The sequence below is a fragment of the Actinomycetospora corticicola genome (assembly GCF_013409505.1).
In the GTDB taxonomy this organism is placed as follows: domain Bacteria; phylum Actinomycetota; class Actinomycetes; order Mycobacteriales; family Pseudonocardiaceae; genus Actinomycetospora; species Actinomycetospora corticicola.
On the sequence record NZ_JACCBN010000001.1, the window covers coordinates 1,189,285 to 1,204,322 of the forward strand.

The window sequence follows — 15,038 nt, forward strand, 5'->3', positions numbered from 1 at the left end:
CCGGGGGCGTCGGCGACGCCCTCGGGTGATCTCACGGGGACCTCATCCGGCATCCTGGAGGCGTGGCGGCGTCGGGAGCGGTGCGGGCGGGCTCGGGCGCGCGCAAGAAGTCCCAGCACGAGACGAACAAGCGCATGATCGTCGAGACCACCGCCTGGATCACCGCGATCGCCGCCGCGCTCACCGTCGGGCTGCAGGCCGCGATCTCGGCGACGGCCTCCGCGCCGGACGTGCCGCGGGTGACGCCGCTGGAGTACCAGTACACGCGCCCGCAGGAGGGGCCGCTCGTCTACACCCCGTTCACGCGGTGACCCGGTGCTCCAACTCTGGTTCGTCTCGCGCGCCCTCGGGGCCATGGGCCTGCTGCTGCTCAGCCTCGTCGTCGTCCTGGGGATCCTGCACAACACCTCGGTGGTGAAGAACGCGGACCTGGGGCTGCCCCGGTTCGTCCTGGTCGCGCTGCACCGCAACCTCTCCCTGATCACCGTCGTGTTCGTGGCGCTGCACGTGGTGACGGTGCTGGTCACCGACTACGTGCACCTGCGCGTGGTCGACGTGTTCGTGCCCGGCATCGCCGAGTACAACCCGATCGGCGCCGCCTTCGGCACGGTCGCGACCGACCTGATCCTCGCGATCATCCTGACGTCGGTGCTGCGGTCGCGGATCTCGCGGCGGGTGTGGTTCTGGGTGCACTGGTCGTCGTACCTGTGCTGGCCGATCGTCGTGGTGCACGCCGTGCTCAACCTGTCGTTCCGGGGGACGACGTGGTGGACGCTGGTGGTCCCGCTCATCGCGACGCTCGCGATCCTCGGCGCGCTGATCTACCGGCGCCGCGACAAGCGGCGGACCGCCGTGCCGGTCGCCGAGCGCGGGCGCGTGCCGGAGGAGGCGATCCGCGCCGTGACGGGGGAGCTGCCGCTCGCGCGGGCATCCAGGGCCGACCCCGGTGAGGCGGTGACCGAGACGATGGCACCGGTCGAGGCCGCGACCGAGGTGCTCCCCGCCGTCCGGCCGGCCCGACGGGTGGTCCCGTTGGCCCCGAAGCGGCGTCCGTAGCCCCGCGAGGGTCACCTCAGGCAGGCTCCGGGTCGCCCGGGGCTGCCTGGTGTCGACCTCGCGAACGGACCAGCGGGCCACGCGTCCGCGAGGGCCACGTCAGGCAGGTCCCGCAGCGCGCGGAGCTGCCTGATGTGACCCTCGCCGGACGAGTCAGGCGGGCCGGACCAGCAACGCCACGGGATAGCGGGCGAGGAGCTCCGACAACGCCGGGGCGGAGCCGTCGACGGCCTCACCGGTGACCATGTCGGTCCAGTCGGAGGCCCCGGCGGGCAGCGGGAGGACCGTGTCGGCCCACCCGCCGGCGGCCTCGAGCCCGACCGGCAGCCGGGTCGCCACGACGACGAGCCGCTCCCGCCCGGCCGGACCGCCCCGGGCGAACGCCACCGCGTGGTCGGCCGCCGGACCGGCGGCGATCAGCGGGGCGTACCCCTCGAAGAGCTCCGGCCGGAACCGGCGCAGGCGCAGTGCCGCCGCGGTCACCAGCAGCTTCGTGGCCCCGTCCGGGTCGTCCCCGGGCGGCAGCCATCCCCCGTCGATCCGGCCGAGCAGCTCCCGACGGCGGGCGAACTCGACGGGCCGCCGGTTGTCCGGGTCGACCAGCGAGTACTCGAACAGCTCGGTGCCCTGGTAGACGTCGGGCACGCCCGGCCCGGCGATCTGCAGGAGCTTCTGGCCGAGCGAGTTCGACCGCGCGTGGGCGTCGATGCCCGCGACGAAGGCCTCGATCTCGGCGACCGTGTCGGCTTCGGAGAGGACCTGGGCCGGCCACGCGGCGATCTGCTCGTCGACCTCGGCGTTCGCGTCGACGTGCGCCGTGACGAGCTTCGCCTCCTTCGACGCCTTCGTCAGGTAGCCGCCGAGCCGGTCCTCGGTCAGCGGCCACGCCCCGATCACCGACTGCCACGCCAGGAGCTCGAGCGAGGGCGAGGGGAGCGGGTGGCGGGCCGACAGGGTGCGCAGCAGCGCGCCCCACTCCGCCGTGAGCTCCGAGAGCACCGCGAGCCGGGCCCGCACGTCCTCGGAGCGCTTCGTGTCGTGGGTCGACAGGGTCGTCATCGCGACCGGCGTCGCGGCGGCCCGGTGGGCGGCGGCGACGTGGAACTCCGCGGGGGAGACGCCGAACCGGTCGGGCGCGCCGCCGACCTCGTTGAGCGCGACGAACCGGTTCCACCGGTAGAAGGTCGTGTCCTCGACGCCCTTCGCGGTGACCATCCCGCTGGTCTGCTCCACGCGCAGGGTCAGCGGCCCGTCCGGGTCGGCGATCATCGCCGCGCGGATACGGCGGACGACGGGGGCCAGCTCGGGACGGGCGGTCGACGCCGTGTCGACCGCGCGCTCCAGGTCGGCCCGCCCCTCCGGCAGGTACGACCGGTACACCGGGTACGCCGCCAGCAGCTCCGCCACCGCGTCCCGGACCGTCGCCTCGTCGTCACCGTCCTCGGCGGGCACCAGGGCCGCGATCCGGCGCACCTCCGCGACCAGGATCTCGTCGGTGACCAGCCGCTTCGCCGTGTGCTCGGCCACCGACAGGCGCTGCCGCGCCCCGGTGTGCTCCGCGGCGATCTGCTCGACCAGCGACTCGCCGCGCGGGTCGACGAACAGCCCGCACACCTCGCGCAGGGCGTCGTACCCCGTCGTCCCGTCGGCGGGCCACGACGCCGGCAGCGCCTCGGTGGCGCCGTCGGCGCGCAGGGAGGTGATCTTCTCGACCAGCAGCCAGGCGTCGTCGCCCAGCCGCTCGCGCAGGCGTCGCAGGTAGGCCCCGGGGGCGGTGAGCCCGTCGGGGTGGTCGATGCGCAGCCCGCTGACGACGTCGGGGTCCGCCCCGACCCAGCGCAGCACCTCGGCGTGCGTCGCGTCGAAGACCGCCGGGTCGTCCACCCGGACGGCGGCCAGGTCGGACACGTCGAAGAACCGGCGGTACGTCAGCTCCGCGTTGCCGCGCCGCCAGTGCACGAGCCGGTAGTGCTGGCGCTCGTGCACCTCCTGGGGCGAGCCCTCGCCCGTCCCCGGCGCCACCGGGTACCGGTGCTCGAAGTACCGCAGCTCGGTCCCGTCGTCGGACAGCTCGAGCTTCTCGACGTCCTCGGGCGAGCCGAGCACCGGGATCAGGACCGGCACCGAGAGGTCGACGTCGTACCAGGACGCGTACGGCGACTCCGGGCCGAGCTGCAGCAGCGACCACCACGACGGGTTCGCCTCCGGCACCGCGACGCCCATGTGGTTCGGCACGAGGTCGATCAGCGCCTTCAGGCCCGCCTCGCGCAGCGCCCCGATCAGCGCCACGCGGGCCTGCTCGCCGCCCAGCTCGTCGTTGACCTTCGTGGGGTCGACGACGTCGTAGCCGTGCATCGACCCGGGGGAGGGCTGCAGCAGCGGGGAGCAGTACAGCGCGCCCGCGCCGAGGTCACCGAGGTAGCCGACGAGGTCGGTGGCCGAGGCGAAGTCCTGCTCGGGCGAGAGCTGGAGCCGGTAGGTCGAGCTGGGGATCCGGGTGCTCACGAGCCGGCGTCCGTCTTCTGCAGCAGGAGCATCGAGCGGGCGGTGAGGGTGACCGTGTCGCCGCCGCCGAGGGTGTCGAGGTCCTCGGGCAGGGCGTCCACGGTGGTGAGTGCGGTCGACCGGGCCGTCCCGACGACCACGGTGCCGTCGACGGTGTCGAGCACCGTGCCCCAGCGCTCGGGCAGCCCGTGCCCGGGCAGCGTCACCTCGACGTCCTCGTGGTGGGCGTTGAACATCAGCAGGAACGAGTCGTCCACGACCCGCTGCCCCCGCTGGTCGGCCTCGGCGATCCCGTCGCCGTTCAGGAAGACCGTCAGCGTCGCGGCGGTGCCGGCCTCCCAGTCCTCGTCGCCCATCTCCTCGCCGGAGGGCGAGAACCAGGCGATGTCGCGCTGGGGCTCGTCGGAGGAGCCGGGCAGGGCGGGGCGGATCTCGCGGCCGTTGAAGAAGCGGCGCCGGCGGAACACCGGGTGTGCCGCCCGGAGCGCGGAGAGCCCACCGGTATAGGTCATCAGCTCGGAGTCGGACTTCTCCGGCGACCACTCCATCCAGGAGATCTCGGAGTCCTGGCAGTAGCCGTTGTTGTTGCCGTCCTGGGTGCGGCCCTGCTCGTCGCCGTGCAGGAGCATCGGGACGCCCTGGGACAGGAACAGCGTGGCCAGGAAGTTCCGCCGCTGGCGCTGGCGCAGCTCGAGCACCGCCGCGTCGTCGGTGGGGCCCTCGACGCCGCAGTTCCAGGAGTTGTTGTCGTCGGCGCCGTCGTTGCCGCCCTCGCCGTTGGCCTCGTTGTGCTTCTCGTTGTACGAGACGAGGTCGTTGAGGGTGAAGCCGTCGTGCGCGGTGACGAAGTTGATCGAGGCGTACGGCCGGCGCCCGTCGTCCTGGTAGAGGTCCGAGGAGCCGGTGAGCCGGGCCGCGAACTCGCCCATGGTGCCGGGGGTGCCGCGCCAGAAGTCGCGGACGGTGTCGCGGTACTTGCCGTTCCACTCCGTCCACGCGGGCGGGAAGTTGCCCACCTGGTACCCGCCGGGCCCGACGTCCCAGGGCTCCGCGATGAGCTTGACCTGGGAGATCACCGGGTCCTGCTGGACGAGGTCGAAGAACGTCGAGAGCCGGTCGACGTCGTAGAACTCCCGCGCGAGGGTGGACGCGAGGTCGAACCGGAAGCCGTCGACGTGCATCTCGGTGACCCAGTACCGCAGCGAGTCCATGATCAGCTGCAACGTGTGCGGCTGCCGGACGTTCAGCGAGTTCCCGGTGCCCGTGTAGTCCATGTAGTACTGCGGCTGGTCGTCGACGAGGCGGTAGTAGGCCTGGTTGTCGATGCCGCGCATGGACAGCGTCGGGCCCTGGTGGTTGCCCTCGGCGGTGTGGTTGTAGACGACGTCGAGGATCACCTCGATGCCCGCGGCGTGCAGGTCGCGCACCATCGCCTTGAACTCCTGCACCTGCGCGCCCGGCGACGTCGTGCCCGTGGGCCCGGTGCTCGCGTAGCCGAAATGCGGGGCGAAGAAGGCGATGGTGTTGTAGCCCCAGTAGTTGCGCAGACCGCGCTGGACCAGCGCGTCGTCGTGCACGAACTGGTGCACCGGCATGAGCTCGATCGCGGTGATCCCGAGCCGCTGCAGGTGGGAGATCGTGGCCGGGTGCGCGACGGCGGAGTACGTGCCGCGCATCTCCTCGGGGATGTCCGGGTGCTGGTAGGTCAGGCCCTTGACGTGGGCCTCGTAGATGACCGTCTCGTGGTAGGGCGTCCGCGGCGGTCGGTCGTCGTGCCAGTCGAAGAAGGGGTTGACCACGACGGCCTTCGGCACGTGCTGCGCCGAGTCGTCGTGGTTCACCTCGTCCGGGTTCTCGAAGTGGTAGCCGAACAGGCTCTCGTCCCAGGCGTAGGTCTGGCCGAGGCTCCCGTCGATGGACTTCGCGTACGGGTCGATCAGCAGCTTGTGCGGGTTGCACCGCTGGCCCGCCTCGGGGTCGAGGGGGCCGTCCACGCGGTAGCCGTAGCGCTGCCCGGGCACCACGCCGGGCAGGTAGCCGTGCCAGACGAACCCGTCCCGCTCCGGGAGCGGGATCGACGTCTCGGAGCCGTCGGGGTCGTAGAGACACAGCGTGACCCCGGTCGCCACCTCGCTGAAGAGCGCGAAGTTCGTGCCGGCCCCGTCGTAGGTGGCACCCAGCGGGTAGGACGTGCCCGGCCAGGGCTGCATCGATTCTCCTCAACACCTTCGAACACCGACAGGACGCCGGCCCGACCACGCTACCGGCCCGCACCGACCCTTCCGGGTCGTTAGGCTCCGGCGCGTGGCGACCGTCTTCACCAAGATCATCAACGGCGAGATCCCCGGGCGATTCGTGTGGTCCGACGACCAGGTCGTCGGGTTCCTCTCGATCAACCCCCTGGGGCCCGGCCACACCCTCGTGGTGCCCCGCGAGGAGATTGACCAGTGGATCGACGCGCCAACCGGGCTCTTCGAGCACGCGATGGCGACGGCGCGCACGCTCGGGACCGTGATCCGCGACGTCTTCGAGCCCCCGCGGGTCGCGCTGATGATCGCGGGCTTCGAGGTGCCGCACCTCCACGTGCACGTCCACCCGGCGTGGGGTCTCGAGGCGTTCGACTTCACACAGGCGGCGACCGACCCCGACCCGGCGGCGATGGACGACCAGGCCGAGCGCATCCGCGCGGGGCTCCGGGCCGCCGGCCACGGCGACCACGTCCCGGCGTCCTGATGCAGCTCATCCTCGCCCGCCATGCCGAGCCGGTCGCGGCCGACCCGACGCCCGACGGCGCCCCGGCCGACCCCGAGCTCTCCTCCCGCGGTCGCGTGCAGGCCAGCGCGCTGGGCTGGTGGGCCGCGAACAACACCGGCGAGAAGATCACCGAGATCGTCGTGTCCGGCATGCGGCGCGCCCAGGAGACCGCCGCGCCGGCCGCGGACGCCCTCGGCCTGACCCCCGTCGTCGACGAGGAGCTCGCGGAGTTCGACGCCGGGCGCTCCTCCTACACCCCGGTGCACCTGCGGCTCGGGTCCGACGACCCGGACTGGCAGCGGATCCAGGAGGGGTTCCTGCCGGAGTTCGTCGACGTCGGGGCCTTCACCGCCCGGGTCCGCGGCGCCTTCGACCGCATCGTCGCCCGGCACGCCGACGCGGGCCGCGAGTCGGTGCTCGTGGTCTGCCACGCGGGCACGATCAACATGTTCCTCGCCCTCGAGCTCGCCCTGGGGCGTCCACTGACCTTCCCGCTCGACCACGTGGGCCTGAGCCGGGTGCTCGTCTCCCGGTCGGGACGCCGCAAGGTGCGGTCGGTCAACGAGACGGGGCACGTCGCGGAGCTGCTGTGAGCGCCCCGGACCGGCTCCCGCCCCCCGGACGCATGGTGGCGTTCACCGACGCCGCGGTCGCCATCGCCCTGACCCTGCTCGTGCTGCCCCTCGTGGAGCTCGTGCCGGAGGCGGCGCGCGCCGGGGAGCCGGGGGCCGGCGCGATCATCGCGGGCAATCTCCCGGCGATCGGCAGCTTCCTGCTGGGGTTCGCGGTGATCGCCCGGCTCTGGGTCTCCCACCACCAGCTGTTCGGGTTCGCCGTCCGTCTCACCCCGTCCCTGGTCACGCTCAACCTCGTCTGGGTCCTGACGATCACGGCGTTGCCGTTCTTCGTGGAGCTGGTCTCCTCGTACGGGCCGAGCGACGTGGTGCTGCGGTCCTTCGTGGGCAACCTCCTGGTGTCCAGCGTCCTGCTCACCACGATGACCGTGGTGATGCGCCGGACGGGAGAGGCGGACGGCGACGGCAGCGGCCCGTCGGAGGAGTTCGTGACGTCCTCGATCGCGGCGACGGTCAACTTCCTCGTCGCCTTCCTGCTCACGCTGATCGTCCCGTGGCTGAGCTACTACTCGATGCTCGTGCTGTTCCTCGACCCGCTCACGACGCGGCTGGTGACCCGCCTGCGCCGCTGAGGTCGCTCGCGTTGCCGGGCCGTGCGTCCCGTGGTTGCGTGCAACGGAACGGCCGTTCCTCCACTCCCGGGGGCCACGGCGCCGAGCACGGAGGCACCCCACCCATGCCCCAACCGGGCAGCACGGAAGAACGCAGTCTGGCCCACTGGGCCGAGCAGGGCCGCGCGGGGATGGAGGCGTTCTACGCCCTCGCCGCCGAGGACTACCGGCAGATGGTTGCCGCCCGCGACTGGGCGGCCGACCTGCGCGAGCACGGCGACGCCGCGCGGGCGCGCGTCCTCGACGTCGCGTGCGGCAGCGGGAAGTTCCCCGCCGAGCTGCAGCGCCGGGGTCTCGCCGGGGCGGTCGGGGACCTGCGGGTCGAGGTCGACCTGCTCGACCCGTCGGCCTTCTCGATCGCCGAGGCCCGCTCGGTGCTCGCGGCGCCGTTCGTGCCGGTCGGCGAGCACGAGGTCCGCATCCAGGACCTGCCCGACGACGTCGGCGGCTTCGACGTCGCCTGGGCGACGCACGCTCTCTACGTCGTCCCGCCCACCGAGATCGGGGCCGGGATCGCGCGGATGGTCGCGGCTCTGCGCCCCGGCGGGTTCGGCGCGGTCGTCCACGCCTCGGAGACCTCGCACTACATGCGCTTCGCGCAGGCGTTCCGCACCACCTTCGCGCCGGACGCGACGCCGTTCACCACCTCCGAGCAGGTGCGGGACGCCCTGGGCGCGGCCGGGATCGAGCCGGACGTCACCACGATCCGCTACGACGTCGGGCACCCCGACCGGGCCGTGATCGAGGGCTTCCTGCAGCGCTGCGCGTTCGACGACTCGGTCGGACTCGAGCGGATGGAGACCGAGGGCGCGGTGGGGGAGTACCTCGCCGGCACGCACGGCGACGACGGCTACCGCTTCAGCCAGGTCGTCGACGTCATCACGTGGGAGGTCGCGCGATGAACCCGCACCTCAGCGAGGCCACCGCGGCCGGTGCCCCGGACGACGTCGCCCCCGCGTGGGACGGCGACAACGAGCAGTGGTGGGACTGGTACATGTCCCTCGCGGGCAACGAGGCGCCGCCGGAGCTCGTCGACGTCCCCGTCACCGACCCGGGCCCGCTGCCCGACGAGGACGCGGTCGTCGCCGAGCTCGCGGCGCCCTACGAGCTGCCCGTCGGCGCGGCGGGCGCGTTCGCCGCCGACGGCTTCGTCGTGCTGCCCCGTGTCGTGTCCCCCGGGGCGGCGGAGGTGCTGCGCCGGCGGCTGACCGACCTGCTCGCCGACACGACCGGCACGTCGCTGCGCGCCCGCGAGATGATGTGGCTGGAGGACCCGCTGGTCCGCGCGGCCGTCCTCTCGCCGCGCATCGCCGGGATCTGCGCGGCCCTGCTCGGGCACGACACGCTGCGGCTCTACCACGACAGCGCGCTGTGCAAGGAGCCCGGCGCCGGTCGTACCCCGTGGCACTACGACGCCCACCACTTCCCGCTGGACTCCCACGACGTCATCTCGACGTGGATGCCGCTGCAGGCGGTACCCGCCGCGATGGGTCCGTTGTCGTTCGCCCGCGGGATGGACACGTGGCGGCTGGTCGAGGACGTGCCGTTCGACAAGGTCGGGACCTCCTACGACCTGCAGGTCTCCGAGACGCTGCGCGAGGCCGGGGTCGTCGTGCATGACGAGCCGTTCGCCCTCGGCGACGTCAGCTTCCACTCGACGCTGTGCTTCCACACCGCCGGCGCGAACCACACCACGCGCCCGCGCATGGTGCTCGGGGCGACCTACTACGCCGACGGAGCGCGGGTGATCGACCACCCGACGATGGTCAGCGGCGACTGGCGGCTGTTCGTCCCGGACACCGAGCCGGGCGAGGCGGCGGCCAGCGCGCACAACCCGATCGTCACGGGGAACGGCTGATCGCCGCCGACCCCTTCCCGACGGCGGGTGGGGCTGGTTGTGTTGCACCGCACACGGAATTCAGCTCCGGAGGGTCCGATGACGTACCGCCTGACCGCCAGCTATCACCACCCGGCCGACAAGGAGAAGTTCGTCGCGCACTACCGCGACACCCACGCGCCGCTGGCCGCGAAGCTGCCCGACGTCCGCTCCTTCACCTGGGGCGTCTGCGAGACGCCGGACGGCTCGCAGCCGGCCCACGCGCTCGTCGCGGTCCTCGACTGGGACTCGAAGGAGGCCGCCCAGGCCTCGCTGGGCTCCGAGCCCGGGCAGGCCGCCGTCGCCGACTTGGACAACTTCGCCCGGGCCGGCGTGGACATGGAGTTCCAGGAGATCACCACGACGGTGTGACGTCGGGTCGTGGCGGCCGCTCGCGCGGCCGCCACAGCTCGGACCGCTCGGTCCGTCGCTCCCGCCCGTAGCGCGCGGTCCGCGCCCGGCTGAGCAGGACGGCGACCACCCGCACCACCAGCCCGAGCACGAGCAGCGGCGGGACGTGCACGCCGTTCGGCACGGGTAGGGCGACCATGACGACGCCCAGCACCGCCGTCAGCGCCGACGACACCGTCAGCGGCGCGACCACCGGGTCCCGACGCCAGGCCCGCGCCGCGGCGGGCCGGATCGCCCGGGGGACGGCGCGGTGCAGCCGGGCGAGGACCACCCCGACGACGGCGAGCACCACCACGACCGCCAGCGCGTGGGCGAGGGCACCTGCGCCCGCCGAGGCACCCGCGCCCGATGTCGGGAGCCGGGGGGCGAGCGCCACCCCGGCGACGGTCGAGGCGAGGAACAGCAGGGTCAGCACCAGGCCCGCCCGGCGGACGAGCCCGAGCATCGCGAGCGGCACGTTGAACGCCGCCGGCTCCAGCGTCGGGTCGAGGGCCAGGGCGTCGGCGAACGAGCGCAGCGCGCGCCGCGACCGGCCGAGGGTCAGGTCGACGACGCCGAGGGCGTTGAGGTTGGCCGGGTCGTCGGGCTTCAGCCGCACGGCCTCCTGCAGGCGGGGGAGCGCCTCGCGGGCGCCCCGTCGACCGTGGGTGGAGGCGAGGACCTGCCCCAGGGCGTAGTGCGCGTGGTCGTTCTCCGGCGCGAGCGTCACCGCGTACTCGCCGTGCGCGCGGGCGCGTGGGTAGTCCGCGCGGCCTTCGCTCCCCAGCATCTGGGCGAGCAGGATGTGCGCGAGGACGTGCTGCGGGTCGTGGCGCAGGAGGTCCTCGCCGGCCGCGACGGCCTCGGGGAAGCGGCGCGCGTGGTAGAGCGTGTTCAGCCGGGTGGCCAGGTGGCTGGTCGGCGGGAGCCCGAGGGCGGCGGCCCGGTCGAGCGCGGCGAGCGCGTCGTCGTGGTGGCCCACCCGCTGCTCCAGCAGGGCGAGCACGTGGAAGGCGGCCGCGTCCTCCGGGTCCTCGGCGAGCGCCCGGGCGATCTCGGGACGTGCGAGGTCGTACTGCCGGGCGTCGACGAGCAGGCCCGCCCGTCGCCGGGCCTCCCCGGCGGTCATGCCCCGCCCGCCCGGCTCACAGCAGCTTGCGGCGCTTCATGTAGGCGGCGAGCTCGTCGTAGGACCCGTCCCCGTTCGCGTACAGGGCGACCTGCCGGGCGGTGGTGAACCACGGGCCGGTCGACGGACGGAGCTCACCGGCCGCCGCGAGCAGGTCGGCCTGCGTGATCCTCCGGACGGTGCCGGTGGCGACCGAGTCGAGCAGGGCGTGCTCGGTCGCGGCCTCGCAGAGGTGGGCGAGATCGGCGCCGGAGAACCCCTCGGTGCGCGCGACCAGGGGCTTGAGCGCGACGTTCTCCACCGGACGGTCGCGCAGGTGGTACTCCAGGATCGCGCGCCGGGCGTCGCCGTCCGGCGGCACCACCAGCACCGTCCGGTCGAAGCGCCCGGGCCGGCGCAGCGCGGGGTCGACGTCCCAGGGCATGTTGCTCGCCGCGAGCACGAACACGCCCTCGTTGTCCGCGGACACCCCGTCGAGCTCGGCGAGCAGCTGCGTGATGACCTGCCGGAGCACCCCGCCCACGACCGCCGACCGCTTCTGCGCGATGCCGTCCAGCTCGTCGAAGAACAGGATGCAGGGCGCCGCGGCCCGGGCGGCGAGGAAGACGTCGTGCATGTTGCGCTCGGAGTTCCCGGCCCACTGGTCGAGGACGTCGTGGATGCCCACCGCCAGGAAGTTCGCCCCGAGCTCTCCCGCGAGCGCCCGCGCGAAGAACGTCTTCCCGCACCCGGGCGGCCCGTAGAGCAGCAGTCCGCCCCGCAGGCTCTTGCCGTACAGCGCGCGCAGCTCTTCGTTGCGCAACGGCGCCAGGAACGCGGCCTCCAGGCGCTTCTTCACCGCGTCCATGCCGCCGACGTCGGCCAGGCGCAGGTCGGGCCGCTCCACCACGAAGCGCCCGCCGCCGGTCGGCGCGTGCGCCGGGACCCGCTCGGGTTCGTCGTCGGGGGCGAACCGCGGCGCCACGACGTCGCTGACCTCGGCCTCCGCGGCCTCCCAGTCGAAGGAGGGCTTCCCGACGACGGGTGCGGGCTCCGGCCGGGGTGGTCGCGGCGGCTGCTGCGGGGTGAGCCCGCGGGCCATCAGGGCCGCGGCGTCGGCGTTCCCGGGGTCGCGCCCGAGCACGGCGGCGACGTGGGAGACTGCCTCCTGCTGCTCGCCGGCGTCGAGGAGCAGGCCCGCCAGGTGGAGCCGCAGCGTCGGGTCGTCCGGGGAGGCGGCGACCGCGGACCGGAGGCTGTCGAGCAGGGGATCGGCGCCGCTCACGCCCGGCACCCTAGCGACCGCCGGAGCGACCCGTCGTCGGGAATCAGCGGTCGAGCATGGCCTCCTCGTAGTCCAGCTCGCGGAGCAGTTCGCGCATGGTGCCCTCCTCGAGGCGACCCATGTCGCGGAAGCGGACGAAGGTGGTGCGCTCGGCGTCGAGCATGGCGCGGCGCAGCCGGACGAACGTCACCGACGGGGACTCGCCGATCTCCTCGGCGGGGCGGCCGAGGCGTTCCCAGGCGCCGTTCGAGCGCTGCTCGGCCCACGAGCGCAGCTGCGAGGTGATGTGCTCGGGCGTGTGGTTCCCGGGGCCGGTCAGCTCCTCCAGCGTCTCCAGTGCCCGCTCGGCCGCCGCCTGCTTCGCCGCGGCCTCCTGGAGGGTGTCGTGCTGGGCGCCGCGGTCGTGGACGTTCAGTCGGCGGATGACCCACGGCAGGGACAGGCCGTGGATCAGCAGCGTCCCCACGGTGACGACGAAGGCGAGGAACAGGACGATGTCGCGCCCGGGCATCGCGGGGTCGATCGTGAACGCCGCGGCGAGCGTGACCACCCCCCGCATCCCCGCCCAGGAGAGCACCGTCGGCACCTGCCAGGGCAGGGCCGGCCCACGCGCCCGGACCTTGGGCAGGAGCCGCGGCAGGTAGATCGTCGGGAACATCCAGACGAACCGGGCGAGGATCGTCGCGGCGAGGACGGCGAGCGAGGACGCGACGACGAGGCCGAAGGGGATGCGGAGTTCGGCGACCACGATCGGTAGCTGCAGCCCGATGAGGGCGAACACGAGCGCCTCGAGGAGCCGGTCGAGCGCCTTCCACACCGCCTGGTCCTGGATGCGGGTCGCGAAGCCGCCCTCGGTCGACTTGTGCCCGAGGTAGAGGCCCGCGATCACGACGGCGAGCACGCCGCTCGCGTGGAGCTCCTCGGCGAGCAGGTAGATCGCGAACGGCACGACGAGGCCGACCGCGCTCTCCAGCGACGAGTCCCCGAGCCGCAGGCGCACGCGGTGGATCACCCAGCCGACGGCCGCGCCGACCAGGATCCCGCCGCCGGCCGCCAGCACGAACTCGCCGAGCCCCTCGAGCAGGGACGCGCCGGTACCCAGGGCGACGGCGAGCAGGACCCGGAACAGGGTCAGCGCGGTCGCGTCGTTGAGCAGGCTCTCGCCCTCGATGATCGTCATCATCCGGCGCGGCAGCCCCAGCCGGCGCCCGATGGACGCGGCGGCGACCGCGTCCGGCGGGGCGACGACCGCGCCGAGGACGAGCGCACTCGCGAGCGGGAGCCCCGGGACCACCCACCACGCGACGAGACCCACCACCGCCGTCGTGAAGATGACGAGCCCGAACGCGAGCTGGCCGATGCGGTTGAGGTTCTCGCGCAGCCGCAGCGCCGAGGACTCGAGCGCGGCGGAGTAGAGGAGCGGCGGGAGGACGAGGAAGAGGACGAGGTCGGGGTCGAGCGGGACGTTCGGGATGCCCGGGAGGTAGGACAGCGCGAGCCCGACCAGCACGAGCAGCAGCGGCGACGACACCCGGAACCGGTCCGCGAGGGCGGTGACCGCGAGCGAGACGACGAGGACGATCAGCAGGGCGAGGCCGTTCACGGCGCGGTGCTCCCTCGGCGGTGGACGCTGACCGCGTAGCCGCCGCCGGTGTACGGCTCGGCGCCGTCCCAGTCGGCGGTGCGCGTGTGCAGGTGGAGGCCGGCGCCGACGGCGGCCGTGTCGTAGGCGTGCAGGTCGGGCACGGCGACGTCGTCGGGCAGCGAGGTCGGCACGTGCTCGGGGCCCAGGCCGAACCCGAGCACGAGCAGCCCGCCCGGCCGCAGGTGCGCGGCCAGCCGGGCGAGCACCCGCGCGTGGGTCCCGGGGGTGAGGAACGGCCAGATGTTGCCCGCGCCGACGACGAGGTCGAACCGCTGCCCGAGGTCCAGCGCGGTGAGGTCGCGCAGGTGCCAGGACAGCCCGGGCGCCGCGCGCCGGGCCTCGTCGAGCATCGAGGCGTCGAGGTCGACCCCGACCACGCGGTGGCCGAGCTCCGCCAGGTGGATCGCGACCCGCCCCGTCCCGCACCCGGCGTCGAGCACGTCGGACGGCGTCCCGTCGAGCAGGGCGTGGACCCGCCGCGCCTCGCCGTGCAGGTCGGCGCCCTCGGCGGCCAGGGTCGCGAACCGTTCCGCGTAGCCGGGTCCGGCGGTGCCTCCGGTGACGGCGAGCCAGGGGTTGTCGGGCACCGGCGCACTCTAGTGCCGGGGCGAGCGTGCGGGACGGGGATCGGGTCGGTCCAGGCGGTACACGCGGTGGTCCGGTGGGTCGATCGGGTTGTCCGGCGCCGCCGAGGCGTGGGCGACGAAGCGGAACCCGGCCTTCTCCAGCGCCCGCCACGAGGCCGGGTTGCCCGTGACCACGGGGACGAGGAGGACCCCGCAGTCGTGGTGGGCGGCGAAGGTGTCGGCGGCCAGGTCCCGGATCAGGGCGGTGCCGAGGCCGTGCCCGACGTCGGCGGGGTCGCCGATCAGGTAGTCGATCGTCATGGCGTCGCGCGGGACGTCGAGGAACGGCGCGAACTCCTCGACCTCCTCGGGGTAGGCGTGCCAGAAGGACCGCTGGCACAGTCCGATCGGGCGGCCGTCCAGCTCGGCGATCAGATCCTCGGCCGGCTCCTCGCCGCGCAGCGTCGGCCCGAAGTCGCGCTCGACCGCCTCCGGGGACCACTCGTGCGCCCACCACCGCGCGACGTGCGGCTCGGCGAGCCACCGGCCGATCAGCGGGAAGTCGTCGGCCGTCACCGGGCGGAACGTCACCTCCACGGCGCGGAGG

At 73.6% G+C, this 15,038-nt stretch carries 15 protein-coding genes; 8 read left to right on the forward strand and 7 right to left on the reverse strand.

Annotated elements, in window-relative coordinates; genetic code table 11:
* Window positions 1–62 precede the first annotated feature (62 nt).
* Both BJ983_RS05615 and BJ983_RS05620 read left to right on the forward strand, forming a co-directional pair.
* The gene (locus BJ983_RS05615; protein ID WP_179792924.1) at window positions 63–311 is read left to right on the forward strand and encodes a hypothetical protein; all 249 of its coding nucleotides are present in this window, start codon (window positions 63–65) and stop codon (window positions 309–311) included.
* Window positions 312–315: 4 nt separating this feature from the next.
* Window positions 316–1,056, forward strand: coding sequence for a ferric reductase-like transmembrane domain-containing protein (locus BJ983_RS05620; protein WP_179792925.1), 741 nt, complete (start codon window positions 316–318; stop codon window positions 1,054–1,056).
* Between the two features lie 153 nt (window positions 1,057–1,209).
* On the opposite strand, the gene treY is transcribed toward BJ983_RS05620, so the two are convergent.
* Window positions 1,210–3,561: a malto-oligosyltrehalose synthase gene (gene treY, locus BJ983_RS05625; RefSeq protein ID WP_179792926.1), complete on the reverse strand. Its 2,352-nt coding sequence runs from the start codon at window positions 3,559–3,561 to the stop codon at window positions 1,210–1,212.
* Window positions 3,558–5,771 (reverse strand): glycogen debranching protein GlgX, encoded by a 2,214-nt coding sequence (glgX, locus tag BJ983_RS05630; RefSeq protein ID WP_179792927.1) that lies wholly within the window; start codon window positions 5,769–5,771, stop codon window positions 3,558–3,560. The genes treY and glgX overlap by 4 nt, the downstream gene beginning before the upstream one ends.
* 94 nt (window positions 5,772–5,865) lie before the next feature.
* Here glgX and BJ983_RS05635 point away from each other — a divergent pair, with 94 nt between their 5' ends.
* The 6 genes from BJ983_RS05635 (at window position 5,866) to BJ983_RS05660 (ending at window position 9,809) form a co-directional block, all read left to right on the forward strand.
* Window positions 5,866–6,294 carry an HIT domain-containing protein gene (locus BJ983_RS05635; protein WP_179792928.1) on the forward strand — a complete coding sequence of 143 codons (429 nt, stop codon included), beginning with the start codon at window positions 5,866–5,868 and terminating at the stop codon, window positions 6,292–6,294.
* Entirely contained in the window at window positions 6,294–6,908 is a 615-nt protein-coding gene (locus tag BJ983_RS05640) for a histidine phosphatase family protein (protein WP_179792929.1), read from the forward strand. The genes BJ983_RS05635 and BJ983_RS05640 overlap by 1 nt, the downstream gene beginning before the upstream one ends.
* Entirely contained in the window at window positions 6,905–7,522 is a 618-nt protein-coding gene (locus BJ983_RS05645) for a TMEM175 family protein (RefSeq protein WP_179792930.1), read from the forward strand. Before BJ983_RS05640 ends, BJ983_RS05645 begins: the two co-directional genes overlap by 4 nt.
* Before the next feature lie 104 nt (window positions 7,523–7,626).
* A complete protein-coding gene (locus BJ983_RS05650; RefSeq protein ID WP_179792931.1) occupies window positions 7,627–8,463 on the forward strand; it encodes a class I SAM-dependent methyltransferase in 837 nt (278 codons plus the stop codon).
* On the forward strand, window positions 8,460–9,419 hold the full coding sequence (locus BJ983_RS05655) for a phytanoyl-CoA dioxygenase family protein (protein WP_179792932.1): 960 nt from the start codon (window positions 8,460–8,462) through the stop codon (window positions 9,417–9,419). The genes BJ983_RS05650 and BJ983_RS05655 overlap by 4 nt, the downstream gene beginning before the upstream one ends.
* A 78-nt stretch (window positions 9,420–9,497) precedes the next feature.
* Window positions 9,498–9,809: an EthD family reductase gene (locus BJ983_RS05660; protein WP_179792933.1), complete on the forward strand. Its 312-nt coding sequence runs from the start codon at window positions 9,498–9,500 to the stop codon at window positions 9,807–9,809.
* On the opposite strand, the gene BJ983_RS05665 is transcribed toward BJ983_RS05660, so the two are convergent.
* From BJ983_RS05665 to BJ983_RS05685, 5 genes are read right to left on the reverse strand one after another with little or no spacing between them, the layout of a single operon-like run.
* Entirely contained in the window at window positions 9,793–10,956 is a 1,164-nt protein-coding gene (locus BJ983_RS05665) for a tetratricopeptide repeat protein (protein WP_179792934.1), read from the reverse strand. The two genes, BJ983_RS05660 and BJ983_RS05665, sit on opposite strands and share 17 nt — an antisense overlap.
* 16 nt (window positions 10,957–10,972) lie before the next feature.
* A complete protein-coding gene (locus BJ983_RS05670; RefSeq protein WP_179792935.1) occupies window positions 10,973–12,220 on the reverse strand; it encodes a tetratricopeptide repeat protein in 1,248 nt (415 codons plus the stop codon).
* Between the two features lie 43 nt (window positions 12,221–12,263).
* Window positions 12,264–13,823, reverse strand: a complete 1,560-nt coding sequence (locus BJ983_RS05675; RefSeq protein ID WP_179792936.1) for a Na+/H+ antiporter — start codon at window positions 13,821–13,823, stop codon at window positions 12,264–12,266.
* A complete protein-coding gene (locus BJ983_RS05680) occupies window positions 13,820–14,452 on the reverse strand; it encodes a methyltransferase domain-containing protein (protein ID WP_179792937.1) in 633 nt (210 codons plus the stop codon). Before BJ983_RS05680 ends, BJ983_RS05675 begins: the two co-directional genes overlap by 4 nt.
* A 9-nt stretch (window positions 14,453–14,461) precedes the next feature.
* Complete coding sequence (locus tag BJ983_RS05685) at window positions 14,462–15,028, reverse strand: GNAT family N-acetyltransferase (protein WP_179792938.1); 567 nt, start codon at window positions 15,026–15,028, stop codon at window positions 14,462–14,464.
* Between the last annotated feature and the right edge of the window lie 10 nt (window positions 15,029–15,038).

Coding starts and splice junctions, on each gene's coding strand:
- glgX (WP_179792927.1), bottom strand. CDS start 5,771: ATGCAGCCCTGGCCGGGCACGTCCTACCCGCTGGGTGCCACCTACGAC.
- BJ983_RS05640 (WP_179792929.1), top strand. CDS start 6,294: ATGCAGCTCATCCTCGCCCGCCATGCCGAGCCGGTCGCGGCCGACCCG.
- BJ983_RS05650 (WP_179792931.1), top strand. CDS start 7,627: ATGCCCCAACCGGGCAGCACGGAAGAACGCAGTCTGGCCCACTGGGCC.
- BJ983_RS05655 (WP_179792932.1), top strand. CDS start 8,460: ATGAACCCGCACCTCAGCGAGGCCACCGCGGCCGGTGCCCCGGACGAC.
- BJ983_RS05660 (WP_179792933.1), top strand. CDS start 9,498: ATGACGTACCGCCTGACCGCCAGCTATCACCACCCGGCCGACAAGGAG.
- BJ983_RS05665 (WP_179792934.1), bottom strand. CDS start 10,956: ATGACCGCCGGGGAGGCCCGGCGACGGGCGGGCCTGCTCGTCGACGCC.